Raw genomic sequence first — 15234 nt, 5'->3', positions numbered from 1 at the left:
GCAAGTGTTTTTTCTAGAAATTTATCCTAGTTTATTAATTTTTTCGATTAACGCAAGACCTTTAGATTCTAATTCTTGGTTAATTGACTTAAAATGAGCCTTTTTGTTCTCAACGCTTCTATCATTAACTTTTGCAATTAATTCATCAAATGTTGCAATAGCTTCATCAATAATTTTTTCACTTCCTTTTGCGTCTTTTTCTGGGTTTGCATACTCCCAAACATAAACTGCTTCAATAATGTCTCCTAATACATAGTTTATGTCTTTTTTTAGGATTCTTTTATTTGCCATAATATTTTAATTTAATTTCCTGCAAAATTAAACATAAACTTCTAATAGTCTCCCTTTTTTAGAAGAAATTTGATATGTTTTAATTGCAGCTGGAAGTAATACGGTTTCTCCTTTTTTAATTTTTACGGTGTGATGCGCTGTTACTATTTCAACTTCGCCAGATACACACATATAAATAATAAAAGAATCTACTTTATTTTCTTTATTAATTGTTTCTGTTATTTCAATATAATTACATGTAAAATAAGGGCAATCTACCATTTCATTTGCCTCATTTTCTGCTTTAGAATAGCTCACTTTAAAATCTTCTTGTGATTTAAAGTTAATAGCATCTATTGCTAGATCATTGTGCAATTCTCTTTGATTTCCGTTACTATCTACTCTATCCCAATCGTAAATACGATAGGTAACATCACTGGTTTGTTGAATTTCTGCAAGCATCACTCCTGCTCCAATAGCATGTATTTGTCCTACTTCTACAAAATAAGAATCTCCTTCTTTTACTTTATCAAAATTTAAAATCTCAGGAAGTGTTTTTGCTTCTAGATGTTTTACATATTTTTCAGAAGTCATTTCTTGATTAAAGCCTACTATTAGCCTAGCATCATCTTCTGCTTGTAAAACGTACCACATTTCTGTTTTCCCAAAAGAATTATGTCGTTTAGATGCAAGCGCATCATTGGGATGCAATTGTATCGATAAATCCTCTTTAGCATCTATAAATTTAATTAACAACGGAAACGTATTACCAAAAGCTTGGTAGTTTTTGTTTCCTATTAAGTCTGCTTTATAGGTTTCTAAAAGTTCTTTTAATGTCTTTCCTTTTAAAACGCCATTATTGACAATAGAAATATCATGATCTACATCACTAATTTCCCAGCTTTCACCAATGTTTGGTAAAGCGCTTTCTTTCTTTAAAAGAGTATGTAATTTTTGTCCGCCCCAAATTTTTTCTTTTAAAATGGGTTCAAACTTTATTGGATATGTTAGCATATTTGACATCTATATTCCAGAATAGCTTACAAAGTTTCTAGGAGTTTCATAAAGTGTAACTTCTAGTGCTAAATGGGATGCTAATTGTTTTTTAATTTTATTGTAGATTACTACTACAATATTTTCTGCAGTAGGGTTTAAGTCTTTAAATTCTGGCACTTCAATATTCAAATTTTTATGATCAAAAGCATCTTCTACTTCTGTCTTAATAATATCTTTTAATACTTTAATATCAATTACATAACCCGTTTCTGGGTCAATCTCTCCTGTCACACTTGCAATAAGTTCATAATTATGACCATGAAAGTTTGGGTTGCTACATTTATCAAACACTTCCGTATTTTTTTTGTCGCTCCAATCTTTTCTATACAATCTGTGCGCTGCATTAAAGTGTGCTTTTCTACTAACCGTTACTTTCATTTCTGTGCAATGTTTATATGTTGGTAGAATTTATCGAAAATAATTTTAAACCAAGCAGTATATACTTCTGGATGGTTTGCTATATCTTCTTTCACAGCTTCTAAAGGCATCCATTTCCAGTCTGCTACTTCATCTGCATTAATACTTGGTGTTTGATTGTATTTACCTATTAATATATGATCGTATTCGTGTTCGGTTAAACCGTTATCAAAAGGCGCTTTATAAATAAACGAAATAGATTCTTCTAGTTCTGTTACAAACCCCATTTCTTCATGTAGTCTTCTTTTTCCTGCTGCTATATTGGTTTCTCCGTCCCTTTGATGACTACAACAGGTGTTGGTCCAAAGTGCTGGAGAATGGTATTTACCTAAAGCGCGTTGTTGTAACATGAGCTCATTGGCATCATTAAATACAAATACAGAAAAAGCACGATGTAGTACGGCTTTTTCGTGCGCTTCTAACTTTGGCATTAAGCCAATTTGTTCGTTCTGTTCGTTTACAAGAATTACTTGTTCCTCTATCATATTACAAAAGTACGGGTAAAATTTAGAATGTTCTAATTTGATAAGTTAATTGGAAGCTTTTAAATAATTTCGGCACTTAAACCAGCATCTAATAACATAGTACAACGAGGTTCTAGCTCGTCATAAACTCCTGTTTTTACGGTGCATTGTCCTTTATAATGTACAAGAATAGAGCATTGTTCTGCTTGTTCTGGAGTATGATCACAAGCATAAATAAGAGTATCTATAACATGATCAAAAGTATTTACATCATCGTTATACAACACTATTTCGTTAAGGTTTAACGCTTCGGTTTCTACCTGAACTTCTTCTTGAATTTTTTCTTTAGTGCTCATTTTTAAGGCAATTTGGTGCTACTAATTTATGAATTTTAGCGAAACCCATTTATTTTTTTCTAGTTTTTCGTCTAACTTTAACATATGTTTATTGCATGCTGCTTCAATTACAGGGATGTCATTATTATAAAAACCACTTAAAAATAACATACCATTTTTGTTTAAAGCGGCAGCATAGGTTTCCATATCGTTCAACAAAATATTTCTATTTATGTTGGCTATTATAACATCGTAACTTTTTCCTTCTAGCAGACTTGCATCTCCTTCAAAAACGGAAATCTTATTACAATTATTGCGTTCTATATTTTCTACGCTATTTAAATAACACCAATTATCGATATCAATTGCATCTAATTGTGTTGCTCCTTTTTTCTCGGCAAGAATTGCTAAAACTCCTGTACCACAACCCATATCTAGAACCGTTTTACCTGTAAAATCATTTTGCAATATGTGTTGTAACATCATGTGTGTGGTTTCATGATGTCCGGTACCAAAACTCATTTTTGGTTCGATAATAATATCGAATTGGGTGTCCGGTTTTTCATGAAAAGGTGCACGAACAGAACATAGTTTATCTACAACGATTGGGTTAAAATTCTTTTCCCATTCTTCATTCCAGTTGGTTTGTTCTATCTCATCAAAGGTATAGCTAATGGTAAATTCTTCTGAGTTTAAGATTTGAATATCTTCTAAAATAGCTTCCTGCCATTCTTCTTTTTGAATGTATGCGGTTACGCCTTCTTCGGTTTCCACAAAACTTTCAAATCCTGCGTAACCTAATTCTGCGATTAGAATTTCGGTTCCTGGTTGTATTGGTTCTACTTTAAAGTAATAACCTAGGTAAATAATATTAGACATAAATATGTATGTTTTGTCTTTGTTAGTATGCCTTGCGTTAGCGATTGTAATGGCATCCTTTTTTTGCTGCCATATATGGCAAAAAAAGATATAATGGAAAGCGCGACCAACTGTAGCCTAAGCGAAAGTTGGTAACGCCCAAATTATTTAGATTCTCGTTTTCACGAGGTGGTGTTTTTTTTTTAATTAAAACGCGTTTACAATAGCGTAAAAATCTTCTGCATTAAGTGCTGCTCCACCAATTAATCCGCCATCAACATCTGGTTTAGAGAAGATTTCTTTAGCGTTTGCTGGTTTTACACTTCCACCGTAAAGAATAGAAACCGAATTTGCAGTTTCTGAACCGTATTTAGTATCTAGAGTTTTACGAATAAATGCGTGCATGTCTTGTGCTTGCTCCGGACTTGCTGTTTCACCAGTACCAATTGCCCAAACAGGCTCATAAGCCAATACGATATTTTTAAAAGCCGAAGCGTTTAAATGAAATAATGCATTTTGGATTTGTGATGCTACTATATTTTCGTGATTATTTGCTTTTCTGTCGGCTAATTCTTCACCAAAACAAAAGATAACACGCATGTCATTTGCTAATGCTGCATCTACTTTTTTTGCTAGTAACTCATCTGTTTCGTTAAAGTATGCGCGACGTTCTGAGTGCCCTAAAATAACAGTTTGTATCCCTACACTTTTTAACATTGCTGCACTAACTTCTCCTGTGTACGCGCCATTTTCGGCAAAGTGCATGTTTTGTGCAACTACCTCTACATTACTTTCTCTTAAGGCTTCGAATGCATGCCAAAGGTTTGTAAATGTAGGTGCAACCATTACTTCTGCAGTAGATGTTTGCGTTTGTTTTTTTAAGCTTGTGATTAAGGTTTCCGTTTGTGAAAGATCATTATTCATCTTCCAGTTTCCTGCTACTATGTTTTTTCTCATGATATGTCGTTTACTTTAACTACAAAAGTAACTAATTTAATGCTTTTAACAGCTTAGAATCGTCTGCTTTTATGGCTTTATATAGTTTTATGTTTCCTTGTGGATCGATAATTAAGTAACGAGGAATCCAATCGAGGTCTATAGATTTACCAAAAACGCTTTTCATTCCTTTTGGCATAAAATAGTGTTCGCCTTTTACTTGGTACTTTTCTATTCCTTTTTCCCAGCTTTTAAGCGATCTATCTGCAGATAGGAATACAAATACGACATCCGGATTGGTTTCTTGCAATGCTTTTACTTTTGGCATGCCTTTTATACAGTCGCCACACCAAGATGCCCAAACGTCTATTAAAATAGTTTTTCCTTGATGTTTTTCTAAAATATTTTTGAAATAAATATTCTCTCCTTCGGAAGAAATAAAGTTAAAATTTAATGCTTCTTGGGTAAATTGTGTTGGCGTTTCTTGTGCTTTACAGCTGATGAATAAGACGCTGACAAGGAATATGAATAGGTGTTTTCTCATGTTTTGATTTAATATCTTTTAAAAAGATTCCCAATTTCTTGGGAATGAATTTATTCTAAATTCACTTTTGGATCTAACCAGGTGTAGATTATGTCGACAAAAATATTAATAATTACAAAAAGTGTTGCAATAATTAATACCGATCCCATGATTACTGGTAGGTCTAAGGTGTTTAATGCGTTTACGATTTCTTTTCCTAAACCATTCCAACCGAAAATATATTCAACAAAAACGGCTCCAGCAAGCATGGATGCAAACCAACCTGAGATTGCAGTTACTACCGGATTTAGTGCGTTTTTAATAGCATGGTTTTTAATAATTTGAAACTCGCTCAAACCTTTTGCTCTTGCGGTACGAATGTAATCTTGGTTAAAAACTTCTAATAGAGAGTTTCGCATGAGTTGAATAATTACTGCTAGCGGACGAATACCTAAAACAATGGCTGGAAGGATTAGGTTTTTTAATTTCAGATTGAAATTTTCACCATAATCATCCAATTCATAAAGGCTTCCTGTCATTTCTAAATTCGTGTATTTGTGTAATACATAACCAAATAGCCAAGCGAATAATATGGCAGAAAAGAAGGAAGGTACAGACATACCAACTGTACTAAATATTTGAATGGTTTTATCTAGAAAACTGTCTTTTTTTAATGCAGAAACGATTCCTAAAAACACGCCAAGTAGCATAGCAATTACTATGGCTGTAACTGCTAACACAAAGGTGTTCGGCAAGGTTTCGGCAAGCACCTGACTTACCTTTTTACCTTGTTTGGTAAAGGATTCTCTTAGATATGGAAATTTTAAAACGGCTGTCGTGTTTGCTATAGAAAACAGTTTGGTAGCTGTGTATTTGTTTTCTCGTAAATAGGTATAATTATCTTCATTTTTAGAATGCAACGAGATTGGCGACAAATCATTTAAATAGTACAAATACTGCGTACTAATAGGTTTATCGAAACCATACTTCGCTTTTACTAAAGCCAATTGCTCGCTGTCTTCGTTTTGTCCGAGCATCATTTGTGCTGGGTCTCCAGGAAGGATATTAAATAAAAAGAATATCACGGTTACTACACCAAATAAGGTGAGTATTGCATAACCGATTTTATTTAAGAAATAATTAATCAACAATCACTTGGTTTATTGTTTTTAGAGTCACTCTTACTATACTTGTAACCGGTTTTTCTTGTGATGCATTGAAATCTTCAAGCAACTTACCTTCTTTTATAATATCAACTTTTTCAATAGTATTTTCATTCAAGGCATTAATAACTTCTTTTGTTGAAGCTACACCATTTAAAAAATAGGCAATGGTTTCAGATTTTACAATAGTCTCCGGCTCTGGTTTTCTCTCTACAACTGGCAACTCTAAATCGTCAATATCATTCCAGTGTACTTTTTGCGTAACCGTTCCTTTTTTAAGTTTTACAATTCCTGGGTTTGCACGAACCACTGTTTTAATTGCTTTTTCGTCGCATAAATACCAATCGAAATTTAGGTTATACGTTGCATTGGTTTTTTGTTTGACGTCTGCTCCAGACGCTGTTAAACCAATAACGGTATATCCATTTTTAATGGCTTTATCGGTTGCTACTTTTAAGGCGTGCATGCCTTCCGCTTCCGCAGTTTCTAAACTATAAGAAACGATCATGATTACGTTTTCTTCGTTTAAAAATTGTTTTGTTAAATCTTCGTCATCACTTTCAATAGAAAAATCTTTAATTGGCGGATCATAACCTTCATCAATAATATTGGTTTCTACACCTACATATTCCCCATCTACTGTTGGATAACTTCCGTTGGTGGTTATAATTTTTTCTTCGCCATTTACATTAAATTTCCAAGCGTACTCTACAATTGCTTTTGGCGCATCTTCTGGAGTAGCCATTCCTTCTTCTATGTTTGCTCCTACATTATATGCTCTAAAATCCCAAGTTGGTAAATGCATTAATACATGGTAACCAAACCAAAGACTTCCTAAAAAGCCTAAAAGCGCTAATATGGTTGTCGGAAATTTACCTAACAATGGTTTTATATGTCGTAAACCAATGAGCAATACGATAATTAAAGCGAGTAATATCAAGTCTTTTATAAAACTCTCTATGGGTTTCATTGGTAAGAAATCACCAAAACAACCACAGTCTTTTACTTTATCAAAGTACCAAGCATAGAAAGTTAGGAATGTAAAAAACACAATCATTGCAAAAAGACTCCAAACCGTAAATTTAGGTTTGTAACCTATTAGTAAAAAAACACCTAGTACTACTTCTAGAACTACAACAAAGATAGAAAGCCCTAATGCGTAAGGCACTAAAGAAGGAATATTTAAAACGTCTTCACTAAAGTATTCTTGTAATTTATACGAGAAACCTAATGGGTCATTAAGTTTTATTAATCCTGAAAATATAAATAATCCTCCAACTAGGATTCTGCAAAGGTGTGTGATGTATTTCATAAATTTTTTATTGAAAATTTCTAAATTCCTTGTCAAGAAAAGACCTTTCGACTGCGCTCAAGGTGACATTTAGTTACTAATTTTACCCCTTCAAATGAATCATTGCAAAAATGGCATAGTTAATCATGTCTTGATAATTAGCATCAATACCTTCGCTAACAATGGTTTTTCCAGCGTTGTCTTCAATTTGTTTTACACGAAGTAACTTTTGTAAGATTAAATCGGTTAGACTGCTCACGCGCATATCTCGCCAAGCTTCACCATAATCATGGTTTTTATCTTCCATAAGCTGTTTGGTAATGGCTACTTTTTCGTCATAAAGTATTGTAGCTTCTTCGGTAGTTAAGTCTGGTTGCTCTACAACGCCTTTTTCTAATTGAATTAGCGCCATAATGCTATAATTAATGATACCAATAAACTCACTAACTTCTCCTTCATCTACTTTTCTAACGTCATTTTGTTGCAAACTTCTAATGCGTTGTGCTTTAATAAAAATCTGGTCGGTTAGCGATGGTAAACGTAGAATTCGCCAAGCGCTTCCGTAATCCGACATTTTATTAATAAATAAGCTTCTGCACGTATTTATTACAGCGTCATATTGTTTTGAAGTATCTTGCATATTTGATGAACTAATATTGGTTTTTTCTATTTCCTAAAAAATGATTAAAATTCACTTATATTTTGTTACTTTTATTATGCATAGCCATACTATGCCTTTCAAAAAGTATCTCATCTAAATAATTTTTATCTCATTTTCGGTTAAAAACAAAAAATCAAGATGAGTTCAAAATCTATTTTGCGTAAATTTCGCATAAATAGTTCAGAGTGCAAAGTTTCGGGTTTTAAAGTTTTACTTCTACCTCGAATACTTTTAAGAAACTAAATAATATATAACCTAAAAAGAGATTTCTGCTTTCGCAGGAAATGAATATGACAATAAATTGCAAAGGAAAACTTATCGATGTAACAACTCCTAAAGTGATGGGAATTTTAAATCTTACTCCCGATTCTTTTTATGATGGCGGAAAATATAAAAACGAAAGCGATATTCTATCCCAAGTAGGTAGCATGCTTAAATACGAAGCGACTTTTATAGATATTGGCGCGTATAGCTCTAGACCAAACGCAACACATATTAGCGAAGCAGAAGAGTTACAACGTTTGTTACCAATTATAGAATTACTAATTAAAGAGTTTCCAGAAATCATTATTTCTACAGATACCTTTAGAAGTGAAGTCGCAAAACAAGCTATTCAAGCTGGAGCGGCATTAATTAATGATATTTCTGCTGGAAAACTAGACGAAAACATGTTGCAAACCGTGGCTAATCTGCAAGTTCCTTATATTATGATGCACATGAAAGGAACACCACAAAACATGAAAGCCCAAGCAAATTATAAGGATATTATGAAAGAGCTGCTTTTTTATTTTTCGGAAAGAATAGAAGAAGCTAAAAAACTTGGCATTAAAGATATTATTGTAGATCCTGGATTTGGCTTTGCAAAAAATACAACACAAAATTTTGAAGTACTGAAACAATTCGAACTTCTAAAATTATTAGATTTTCCAATACTTGCAGGCATTTCTAGAAAATCGATGATTTACAAAACACTAAATAACACAGCAAAAGAAGCTTTAAACGGAACCACGGTTTTAAATACGGTTGCTTTACAAAAAGGAGCGAATATCTTACGTGTACATGATGTAAAAGAAGCCACAGAAACCATTAAATTAATAGCACAACTTACCAACTAATGAAACATTTATCTTACCTATTAGCATTTATTTTCATAACCTCTTGCGGTTCTGAAAAAACGATACAATTACCAGAAATAAGCCATACAGAAATCACGGAAGTTTTAGACATTTCACCAGCTTATATTTTTTATGACGCCACAAAACCAGATAGTTTAGAACTCAACAGAAAAAATCTAATCAGTACTACCAACTGGTTAGTTAATGTGGATAAAAGATTAACGCTAGATCAAGTAATTCCGCAGATAACTTTTCTACAGAATAAAAAGAAGAATTCTAGCCATAAAAAAGAAGGTGTAAAAAATTATTACACGTGTAACGATACAAGTATTAAAAATTTAGGATTTTTGGAGTTTACCGATATCAATTACAAAACCTATAATGATGTAGACGAAGGCTTTGAAAGAGACACCAATACTTACGATTTTAATATTATTATGAAAAGCAGGGATAGTCTTATTTTAGATTCATATATGTACACAAAAACACTAACAATTAAAACTATAATTAATAAACTTTCTTCCGAAATAGAATCAATAAAAACTTATTCAAAGGATCCTGATCATGGTTTCGAAAGTATTGTGATAAATTTTAGTTTTAATAGAAATCTAACATTCCAAGATTACATAAGTATCAAGTCGTTATTTATAGACTTTAAATTAGAAAGCACCACAATTAGTAATAACGAATTTATTTATTAATCTTAATTTACTAAATTTACAAAAATCCCCAACCATTGGAAATATTTGACGATTTACTAAAATTCACCATCGTAGACATTATAGATGTTATTTTGGTAGCATTACTTCTCTACTATGTTTATAAGTTAGTAAAAGGTACTGTTGCGATTAATATATTTATCGGAATTGTAATTATTTATATCATTTGGAAAATTACACAAGCACTACAAATGCAACTGTTGAGTAATATTCTTGGTGGTTTTATTAGCGTAGGAATGTTTGCCCTTATTGTTGTTTTTCAGCAAGAGATTAGAAAATTTCTACTTATGATTGGTTCTACCAATTTTGGAAGTCGGAAAAAATTCTTCAAGCAACTTAAATTTCTACAAACCGAAACTAGTGATGGTACAGATGTAGATGTTATTATTGCTGCATGTACAAAAATGGGAGCCTCTAGAACTGGAGCACTTATAGTTTTAGAACATAATAATAGCCTAGACTTTTTAAAGGCAACAGGCGATCTCATGAATATTGAAGTGACCCAACCTATTATAGAAAGTATCTTTTTTAAAAATAGCCCGTTACACGATGGTGCTATTATTATTGAAAATAACGTAGTAAAAGCAACCCGAGTAATCTTACCAGTAAACAACGAAAAAACCTTACCACAACGCTTTGGTTTACGTCATAGAGCTGCTGTTGGTATTACCGAAAAAACAGATGCTTTAGCTTTGGCTGTGAGTGAAGAAACCGGACAAATTTCTTATTTTAAAGCCGGCGAATTTGTGATGTTTAAAGACACTGAAGAACTAGCCGAATTAATAAGAAAGATCTAGCTTAAATATGACTTGTAAAAATTGTGACTCTCTTTTAAAAGAACAAGATGATTTTTGCAATAGTTGTGGAGCTAAAGTGATTAGAAATAGGTTAACCATTAGAAACCTTTTTGAACATTTTAGTGAAACGTTTTTTAACTACGACAATAAACTTCTAAGAACTTTTATTACGCTATTTACAAAACCCGAAGATGTAATTGGCGGGTATATTCAAGGGGTTAGAAAAAAATATGTAAATGTAATAAGCTATTTTGCGCTTGCTCTTACTTTGCTTGGAATACAAATGTTTATTCTAAATAAATTCTTTCCAGATTATTTAGATTTTTCGTCTCTCGCAACCGATGGAGCAGAGGATCTCCAAAAAAAAAATATGGATTTACTGATGGAATATCAATCTTTCGTCATGATGTTATATGTTCCATTCTACGCCTTATTATCTAGGTTAGTTTTTTTCAATTTAAAGAAATTCAACTATACAGAGCATGTAGTTATTTTCATGTACATTCTTGCTCAATCATCTATTGCAGGAACTGTTATTACAGTTTTATTTGCTACGTTTGATCTCTCTATTCTATTCCTGACTTATGGAATAATTCTACCTTTTCAAATACTATATTCTGCTTATTGTTTAAAAAAATTATATCAATTAAGCTTAAAGGAAATAATATTAAAAACCTTTTTATTCCTAATATTCTTAACTATTATTTTTATATTATTCATCATAATATTTGTTGCCTATATGATTTTTTCTGGTGGTTTTGAAGAGATGAAAGCTGCTCAAAAAGCAGTTTCTATAATTTAAACCTCTTCCGCTTGCATAAACTGTACTTCGTATAAATTCTTGTAGTAACCATCTTTCTTTTTAAGCAATTCTTGATGCGTACCTTCTTCGACAATTTGTCCAGCATCCATAACAATAATTTTGTCCGCTTTTTTAATGGTTGCTAATCTATGTGCAATCACAATAGAAGTTCTTCCTTTTGTAATCTTATCGGTTGCATTTTGTATTAATTGCTCGGAATACGAATCAACAGAAGAAGTCGCTTCATCTAAAACCAATATACTAGGATTGGTTACATAGGCTCTTAAAAATGAAATTAATTGTCGTTGTCCAGAAGATAGCATTGCACCTCTTTCCTTTACATTATAATGGTAACCATTAGGTAAGCTCATAATAAACTCATGAATTCCTATTTCCTTTGCTGCACGTTGTACTTCAGCTTCCGTTATTTCCGGATTATTTAAAGTAATATTATTTAAAATAGTATCTGCAAACAAAAAGACATCTTGTAAAACCACTGCTATTTTAGATCGTAACGAAGCTAATGTTAGTTCCTTAATATTAAAACTATCAATACATATGGTACCGCTATTTATTTCGTAAAAACGATTCAGTAAATTTATAATTGTCGATTTTCCTGCTCCTGTAGCACCAACAATAGCAACAGTATCTCCTGCATTCACCTCAAAAGAAATTCCTTTTAAAACTTCTTCGTCTTCCACATAACTAAAATGCACATCCTTAAAAGCTATATTTCCTTTAAAATGCGAAACTACTTGTGTTCCTACATCATCAATCTGCGATGTAGTATCTAAAATTTTAAACACTCGATTAGCAGCAACCATTCCCATTTGCAGCGTATTAAATTTATCTGCAATCTGACGCAATGGCCTAAAAAGCATAGGTATAAACATAGTAAAAGCGATTAAAACACCCAAAGAAACAGAACTGTCTTCCACAACATTTAATCCGCCATACCAAACGATTAATCCAATGGTAATAGAAGAAGAAAGATCTGCAATAGGAAAGAAAATAGAGTTATACCAAACCGTTTTTAACCATCCTTTTTTATGTCTTTCGTTTATTGCTTTAAATTTTTTATACTCGGTATCTTCTCTAGTAAAAAGCTGTAATATTTTCATTCCAGTTACACGTTCTTGTACAAAGGAATTTAAATTGGAAACTTCGGTACGTACTTCTTCTAAAGCGCGTTTCATGTATTTCTGAAAAATTCTAGTCGCATACAACACTAACGGAAGCATGGCAAAAACAATAAGACTTAGTTTCCAGTTCATAAAAATCATAACTGCAGAAACGACAACCATGGTTAGTAAATCTCTAAAAATCATAAATAAACCTTCACCAAAAATATCGGCAATACGTTCCATATCGGATACCGCACGCGTAATTAAAACACCTACTGATGAATTATCATAATACTTCATTTTAAATTGAAGCAAATGATTAAATAATTTTACCCGAATATCTTTAACCACATTTTTCCCCAGCCATCCAGCATAATAAATAAAAAATAACTGGAACACCGTTTGTGCTTTAACAAACCAAGCATGATTACTATTAAAAACAGAAAACCTTCTGGATCTCGATTGGTTACATTATGATCTACTACATATTGTGTTATATACGGAATTGCAGAACTAAAAGCTGCCAATAAAATAACAGCAAAAAATACGCCTATAAAAACCTTCTTATAGGGTTTTGTATAATAAATAAGACGTTTTAAAAGTCCTACATCTAATATTGTATCTTGTTTTTTATTTGCCATATTTTATAGACTCTGGATATGCTACTTCTGTTAAGTAAAGTGCATGTGCTGGAACCGAATAGCCAGCTTCACTTCTATTTTTTGATTTAATGATTTCATGCATGGTTTCTACTTCTATTTTACCTAAACCAATTCTTATTAAAGTACCAACTATAGCGCGTACCATATTACGTAAAAAACGATCTGCTTTAATAGTAAACTGTAATTCTTGATCTACTATTTTCCAATCGGCATGCATAATATCACAATTATACGTTTTTACATCAGTATTCGTTTTAGAAAAACATTGAAAATCGGTATACTGTAATAAAATTTGTGCAGCCTTCTGCATTTTATCTATATCTAATTGAGGTCTTACATAATAGGACAGGTCCATATTAAAGACATCTTTTTTCAGTGCTACTCGGTACAAATACTCTCTACTTTGTGCATGAAACCTAGCATGCGCATCTTCAATTACTTTAAAAACATGTTGCATTGCAATATCGTTAGGCAACAAAGCATTTAATTTATAGACTAATTCTGTTTCTAAAAAAACAACTTCGGTACTAAAATGCGCAAACATTTGCGATGCGTGAACTCCCGCATCTGTACGTCCTGCTCCTACAATAGCTGTTTCTTCTTTAAGTAAAATAGTTAATGCTTTCTCTATAACTTCTTGTACTGTAATTGCATTGGGCTGATTTTGCCAACCATGATATGCTGCGCCATTATAAGAAAGTTGTAAAAAATATTTCAAGTTAAAGTAGTATTTTTGTAAAAGGCAAAGATAGAATTTTAATCTATCTTTAAATTTCAAATAAAAGTTAATTAATCTTAAGATTTCACTTTATAAATCTTAATTCCTAAAAAACAGATTTCCACTTTCGTGGAAAGTACGCATGACCAAAATACTCCTACTCTCCGACACACATAGTTATATAGACGATGCCATATTAAAGCATGTAAAACAAGCAGACGAAGTATGGCACGCTGGAGATATTGGCGATTTAAAAGTAACCGATGCCATTAAGAAACTAAAACCGCTTCGTGCCGTTTACGGAAACATCGATGACGATAAGGCTAGAATGGAATTTCCCGAAAACAATCGTTTTATGTGTGAAGGTGTAGATGTTTGGATTACACATATTGGTGGTTACCCAAATAGATATGATATTAGAATTAGAGACGAGATAAAGAGAAATCCGCCAAAACTTTTTATTTCTGGTCACTCGCATATTTTAAAAGTGATGCAAGACAAGAAATTAAACCTTTTACACATGAATCCAGGAGCGGCTGGTAAACACGGATTTCAACAAGTAAGAACCATGCTTCGTTTTGTTATTGATGGAGAAAAAATTAAAGATTTAGAGGTTATCGAATCTAAGAAATAGAAAAGCATAACACTAAAGCACCATTCTTTTAGAAAAGCGTTAAAAACAGACCATAAAAAAGCCCAAGATCTTCACCTTGGGCTCACGCACTAATACTACTAAGATGATAGGTTTATCGTAATCTATCCACAGATTTTACAAGATCTTCATCCTTCTTAATGGCCTTATTAGCTAAAACTAATAACACGATAGAAATAATAGGAAGAAAAATCCCAATACCTTTCTCAGAAACATTACTTTCTCCAGATACGTTTAGCGATTGATACACAAATAATCCTAGTAAAAAAAAGTTTAATATGATGTTAAGTCGTCCCAACATAAATTGCGACTTCCTATTTTTAAACATAAATATAGATATTAAAGACAAAGCTGCAGAGCCTAAAAACAATCCAAAATACAACATATTATCTTTAGCAAAGACTAAAGTATCATTTACAGTGGTCCATAAATTAAATACAAAAGTTAAACCAGCAGAAACTACAGCAGCTAATAAAAGATAAATACTTTGTATACGTTGAATCATAAAATTCTTTAAATATTGAGCACAAAAATAACAGTTTCTTTTATAAAAAGGACAGAAAAACTTAAAATAAAGTTGTATAATTGCAATAACAATATGTAACGTTCACAGTTATACCTTGTTAATTCTTCAGAATAAGATCTATTTTTCTTCAAAATAATTCAAATTC

18 protein-coding genes and 1 pseudogene are annotated in these 15234 nt (G+C 32.2%); 5 read left to right on the top strand and 14 right to left on the bottom strand.

The window, feature by feature from the left end; translation table 11 throughout:
• Nucleotides 1-21 precede the first annotated feature (21 nt).
• The 11 genes from AMD28_RS16115 to AMD28_RS16065 form a co-directional block, all read right to left on the bottom strand.
• A complete protein-coding gene (locus AMD28_RS16115) occupies nucleotides 22-291 on the bottom strand; it encodes a hypothetical protein (RefSeq protein ID WP_055445178.1) in 270 nt (89 codons plus the stop codon).
• Between the two features lie 27 nt (nucleotides 292-318).
• Nucleotides 319-1284, bottom strand: coding sequence for a type I phosphomannose isomerase catalytic subunit (locus tag AMD28_RS16110; protein WP_055445378.1), 966 nt, complete (start codon nucleotides 1282-1284; stop codon nucleotides 319-321).
• A gap of 9 nt (nucleotides 1285-1293) precedes the next feature.
• Nucleotides 1294-1704, bottom strand: a complete 411-nt coding sequence (locus tag AMD28_RS16105; protein ID WP_055445177.1) for a 6-pyruvoyl trahydropterin synthase family protein — start codon at nucleotides 1702-1704, stop codon at nucleotides 1294-1296.
• Nucleotides 1701-2228, bottom strand: a complete 528-nt coding sequence (gene idi / locus AMD28_RS16100; protein WP_055445176.1) for an isopentenyl-diphosphate Delta-isomerase — start codon at nucleotides 2226-2228, stop codon at nucleotides 1701-1703. Before idi ends, AMD28_RS16105 begins: the two co-directional genes overlap by 4 nt.
• Before the next feature lie 59 nt (nucleotides 2229-2287).
• On the bottom strand, nucleotides 2288-2563 hold the full coding sequence (locus tag AMD28_RS16095) for an ATP-dependent Clp protease adaptor ClpS (protein ID WP_055445175.1): 276 nt from the start codon (nucleotides 2561-2563) through the stop codon (nucleotides 2288-2290).
• 21 nt (nucleotides 2564-2584) lie between these two features.
• Entirely contained in the window at nucleotides 2585-3421 is an 837-nt protein-coding gene (gene prmA, locus AMD28_RS16090) for a 50S ribosomal protein L11 methyltransferase (protein ID WP_055445174.1), read from the bottom strand.
• A 186-nt stretch (nucleotides 3422-3607) separates the two neighbouring features.
• The gene (gene tpiA / locus AMD28_RS16085) at nucleotides 3608-4357 is read right to left on the bottom strand and encodes a triose-phosphate isomerase (RefSeq protein ID WP_055445173.1); all 750 of its coding nucleotides are present in this window, start codon (nucleotides 4355-4357) and stop codon (nucleotides 3608-3610) included.
• A gap of 31 nt (nucleotides 4358-4388) precedes the next feature.
• The gene (locus AMD28_RS16080) at nucleotides 4389-4880 is read right to left on the bottom strand and encodes a TlpA family protein disulfide reductase (protein WP_055445172.1); all 492 of its coding nucleotides are present in this window, start codon (nucleotides 4878-4880) and stop codon (nucleotides 4389-4391) included.
• A 50-nt stretch (nucleotides 4881-4930) separates the two neighbouring features.
• Complete coding sequence (locus AMD28_RS16075; protein ID WP_055445171.1) at nucleotides 4931-6007, bottom strand: ABC transporter permease; 1077 nt, start codon at nucleotides 6005-6007, stop codon at nucleotides 4931-4933.
• Nucleotides 6000-7334, bottom strand: coding sequence for a BT_3928 family protein (locus AMD28_RS16070; protein WP_055445170.1), 1335 nt, complete (start codon nucleotides 7332-7334; stop codon nucleotides 6000-6002). Before AMD28_RS16070 ends, AMD28_RS16075 begins: the two co-directional genes overlap by 8 nt.
• A gap of 82 nt (nucleotides 7335-7416) precedes the next feature.
• The gene (locus AMD28_RS16065) at nucleotides 7417-7953 is read right to left on the bottom strand and encodes a DUF1599 domain-containing protein (protein WP_055445169.1); all 537 of its coding nucleotides are present in this window, start codon (nucleotides 7951-7953) and stop codon (nucleotides 7417-7419) included.
• Between the two features lie 311 nt (nucleotides 7954-8264).
• Between AMD28_RS16065 and folP the strand changes: the two genes are divergently transcribed.
• Genes folP through AMD28_RS16045 form a run of 4 tightly spaced genes read left to right on the top strand, consistent with a single transcriptional unit; the run spans nucleotide 8265 to nucleotide 11407 of the window.
• Nucleotides 8265-9089 (top strand): dihydropteroate synthase, encoded by an 825-nt coding sequence (gene folP / locus AMD28_RS16060; RefSeq protein ID WP_055445168.1) that lies wholly within the window; start codon nucleotides 8265-8267, stop codon nucleotides 9087-9089.
• Entirely contained in the window at nucleotides 9089-9790 is a 702-nt protein-coding gene (locus AMD28_RS16055) for a hypothetical protein (protein ID WP_055445167.1), read from the top strand. The genes folP and AMD28_RS16055 overlap by 1 nt, the downstream gene beginning before the upstream one ends.
• A gap of 35 nt (nucleotides 9791-9825) precedes the next feature.
• On the top strand, nucleotides 9826-10605 hold the full coding sequence (locus AMD28_RS16050) for a diadenylate cyclase (RefSeq protein WP_055445166.1): 780 nt from the start codon (nucleotides 9826-9828) through the stop codon (nucleotides 10603-10605).
• Between the two features lie 7 nt (nucleotides 10606-10612).
• The gene (locus tag AMD28_RS16045) at nucleotides 10613-11407 is read left to right on the top strand and encodes a DUF3667 domain-containing protein (RefSeq protein WP_055445165.1); all 795 of its coding nucleotides are present in this window, start codon (nucleotides 10613-10615) and stop codon (nucleotides 11405-11407) included.
• Here AMD28_RS16045 and AMD28_RS16040 read toward each other — a convergent pair.
• Both AMD28_RS16040 and truA read right to left on the bottom strand, forming a co-directional pair.
• Nucleotides 11404-13172, bottom strand: a pseudogene (locus AMD28_RS16040) (ABC transporter ATP-binding protein). The gene AMD28_RS16045 and the pseudogene AMD28_RS16040 overlap by 4 nt on opposite strands.
• Nucleotides 13162-13911: a tRNA pseudouridine(38-40) synthase TruA gene (gene truA, locus AMD28_RS16035; protein WP_055445164.1), complete on the bottom strand. Its 750-nt coding sequence runs from the start codon at nucleotides 13909-13911 to the stop codon at nucleotides 13162-13164. The pseudogene AMD28_RS16040 and the gene truA overlap by 11 nt, the downstream one beginning before the upstream one ends.
• Before the next feature lie 142 nt (nucleotides 13912-14053).
• Between truA and AMD28_RS16030 the strand changes: the two genes are divergently transcribed.
• Nucleotides 14054-14545, top strand: coding sequence for a metallophosphoesterase family protein (locus tag AMD28_RS16030; RefSeq protein ID WP_055445163.1), 492 nt, complete (start codon nucleotides 14054-14056; stop codon nucleotides 14543-14545).
• 112 nt (nucleotides 14546-14657) lie between these two features.
• Here AMD28_RS16030 and AMD28_RS16025 read toward each other — a convergent pair whose 3' ends face one another.
• Nucleotides 14658-15068 carry a DUF4293 domain-containing protein gene (locus AMD28_RS16025; protein ID WP_055445162.1) on the bottom strand — a complete coding sequence of 137 codons (411 nt, stop codon included), beginning with the start codon at nucleotides 15066-15068 and terminating at the stop codon, nucleotides 14658-14660.
• Nucleotides 15069-15234 lie beyond the last annotated feature (166 nt).

The sequence above is a fragment of the Lacinutrix himadriensis genome (assembly GCF_001418105.1).
GTDB lineage: Bacteria > Bacteroidota > Bacteroidia > Flavobacteriales > Flavobacteriaceae > Oceanihabitans > Oceanihabitans himadriense.
The sequence above is the reverse complement of the archived record's forward strand: the minus strand, read 5'-3'. Positions and strand labels throughout refer to the sequence as shown.

Coding starts and splice junctions, on each gene's coding strand:
- AMD28_RS16045 (WP_055445165.1), top strand. CDS start 10,613: ATGACTTGTAAAAATTGTGACTCTCTTTTAAAAGAACAAGATGATTTT.
- prmA (WP_055445174.1), bottom strand. CDS start 3,421: ATGTCTAATATTATTTACCTAGGTTATTACTTTAAAGTAGAACCAATA.
- AMD28_RS16105 (WP_055445177.1), bottom strand. CDS start 1,704: ATGAAAGTAACGGTTAGTAGAAAAGCACACTTTAATGCAGCGCACAGA.
- tpiA (WP_055445173.1), bottom strand. CDS start 4,357: ATGAGAAAAAACATAGTAGCAGGAAACTGGAAGATGAATAATGATCTT.
- AMD28_RS16025 (WP_055445162.1), bottom strand. CDS start 15,068: ATGATTCAACGTATACAAAGTATTTATCTTTTATTAGCTGCTGTAGTT.
- AMD28_RS16070 (WP_055445170.1), bottom strand. CDS start 7,334: ATGAAATACATCACACACCTTTGCAGAATCCTAGTTGGAGGATTATTT.
- AMD28_RS16115 (WP_055445178.1), bottom strand. CDS start 291: ATGGCAAATAAAAGAATCCTAAAAAAAGACATAAACTATGTATTAGGA.
- folP (WP_055445168.1), top strand. CDS start 8,265: ATGACAATAAATTGCAAAGGAAAACTTATCGATGTAACAACTCCTAAA.
- AMD28_RS16110 (WP_055445378.1), bottom strand. CDS start 1,284: ATGCTAACATATCCAATAAAGTTTGAACCCATTTTAAAAGAAAAAATT.
- AMD28_RS16095 (WP_055445175.1), bottom strand. CDS start 2,563: ATGAGCACTAAAGAAAAAATTCAAGAAGAAGTTCAGGTAGAAACCGAA.
- AMD28_RS16080 (WP_055445172.1), bottom strand. CDS start 4,880: ATGAGAAAACACCTATTCATATTCCTTGTCAGCGTCTTATTCATCAGC.
- idi (WP_055445176.1), bottom strand. CDS start 2,228: ATGATAGAGGAACAAGTAATTCTTGTAAACGAACAGAACGAACAAATT.
- AMD28_RS16065 (WP_055445169.1), bottom strand. CDS start 7,953: ATGCAAGATACTTCAAAACAATATGACGCTGTAATAAATACGTGCAGA.
- AMD28_RS16055 (WP_055445167.1), top strand. CDS start 9,089: ATGAAACATTTATCTTACCTATTAGCATTTATTTTCATAACCTCTTGC.
- AMD28_RS16030 (WP_055445163.1), top strand. CDS start 14,054: ATGACCAAAATACTCCTACTCTCCGACACACATAGTTATATAGACGAT.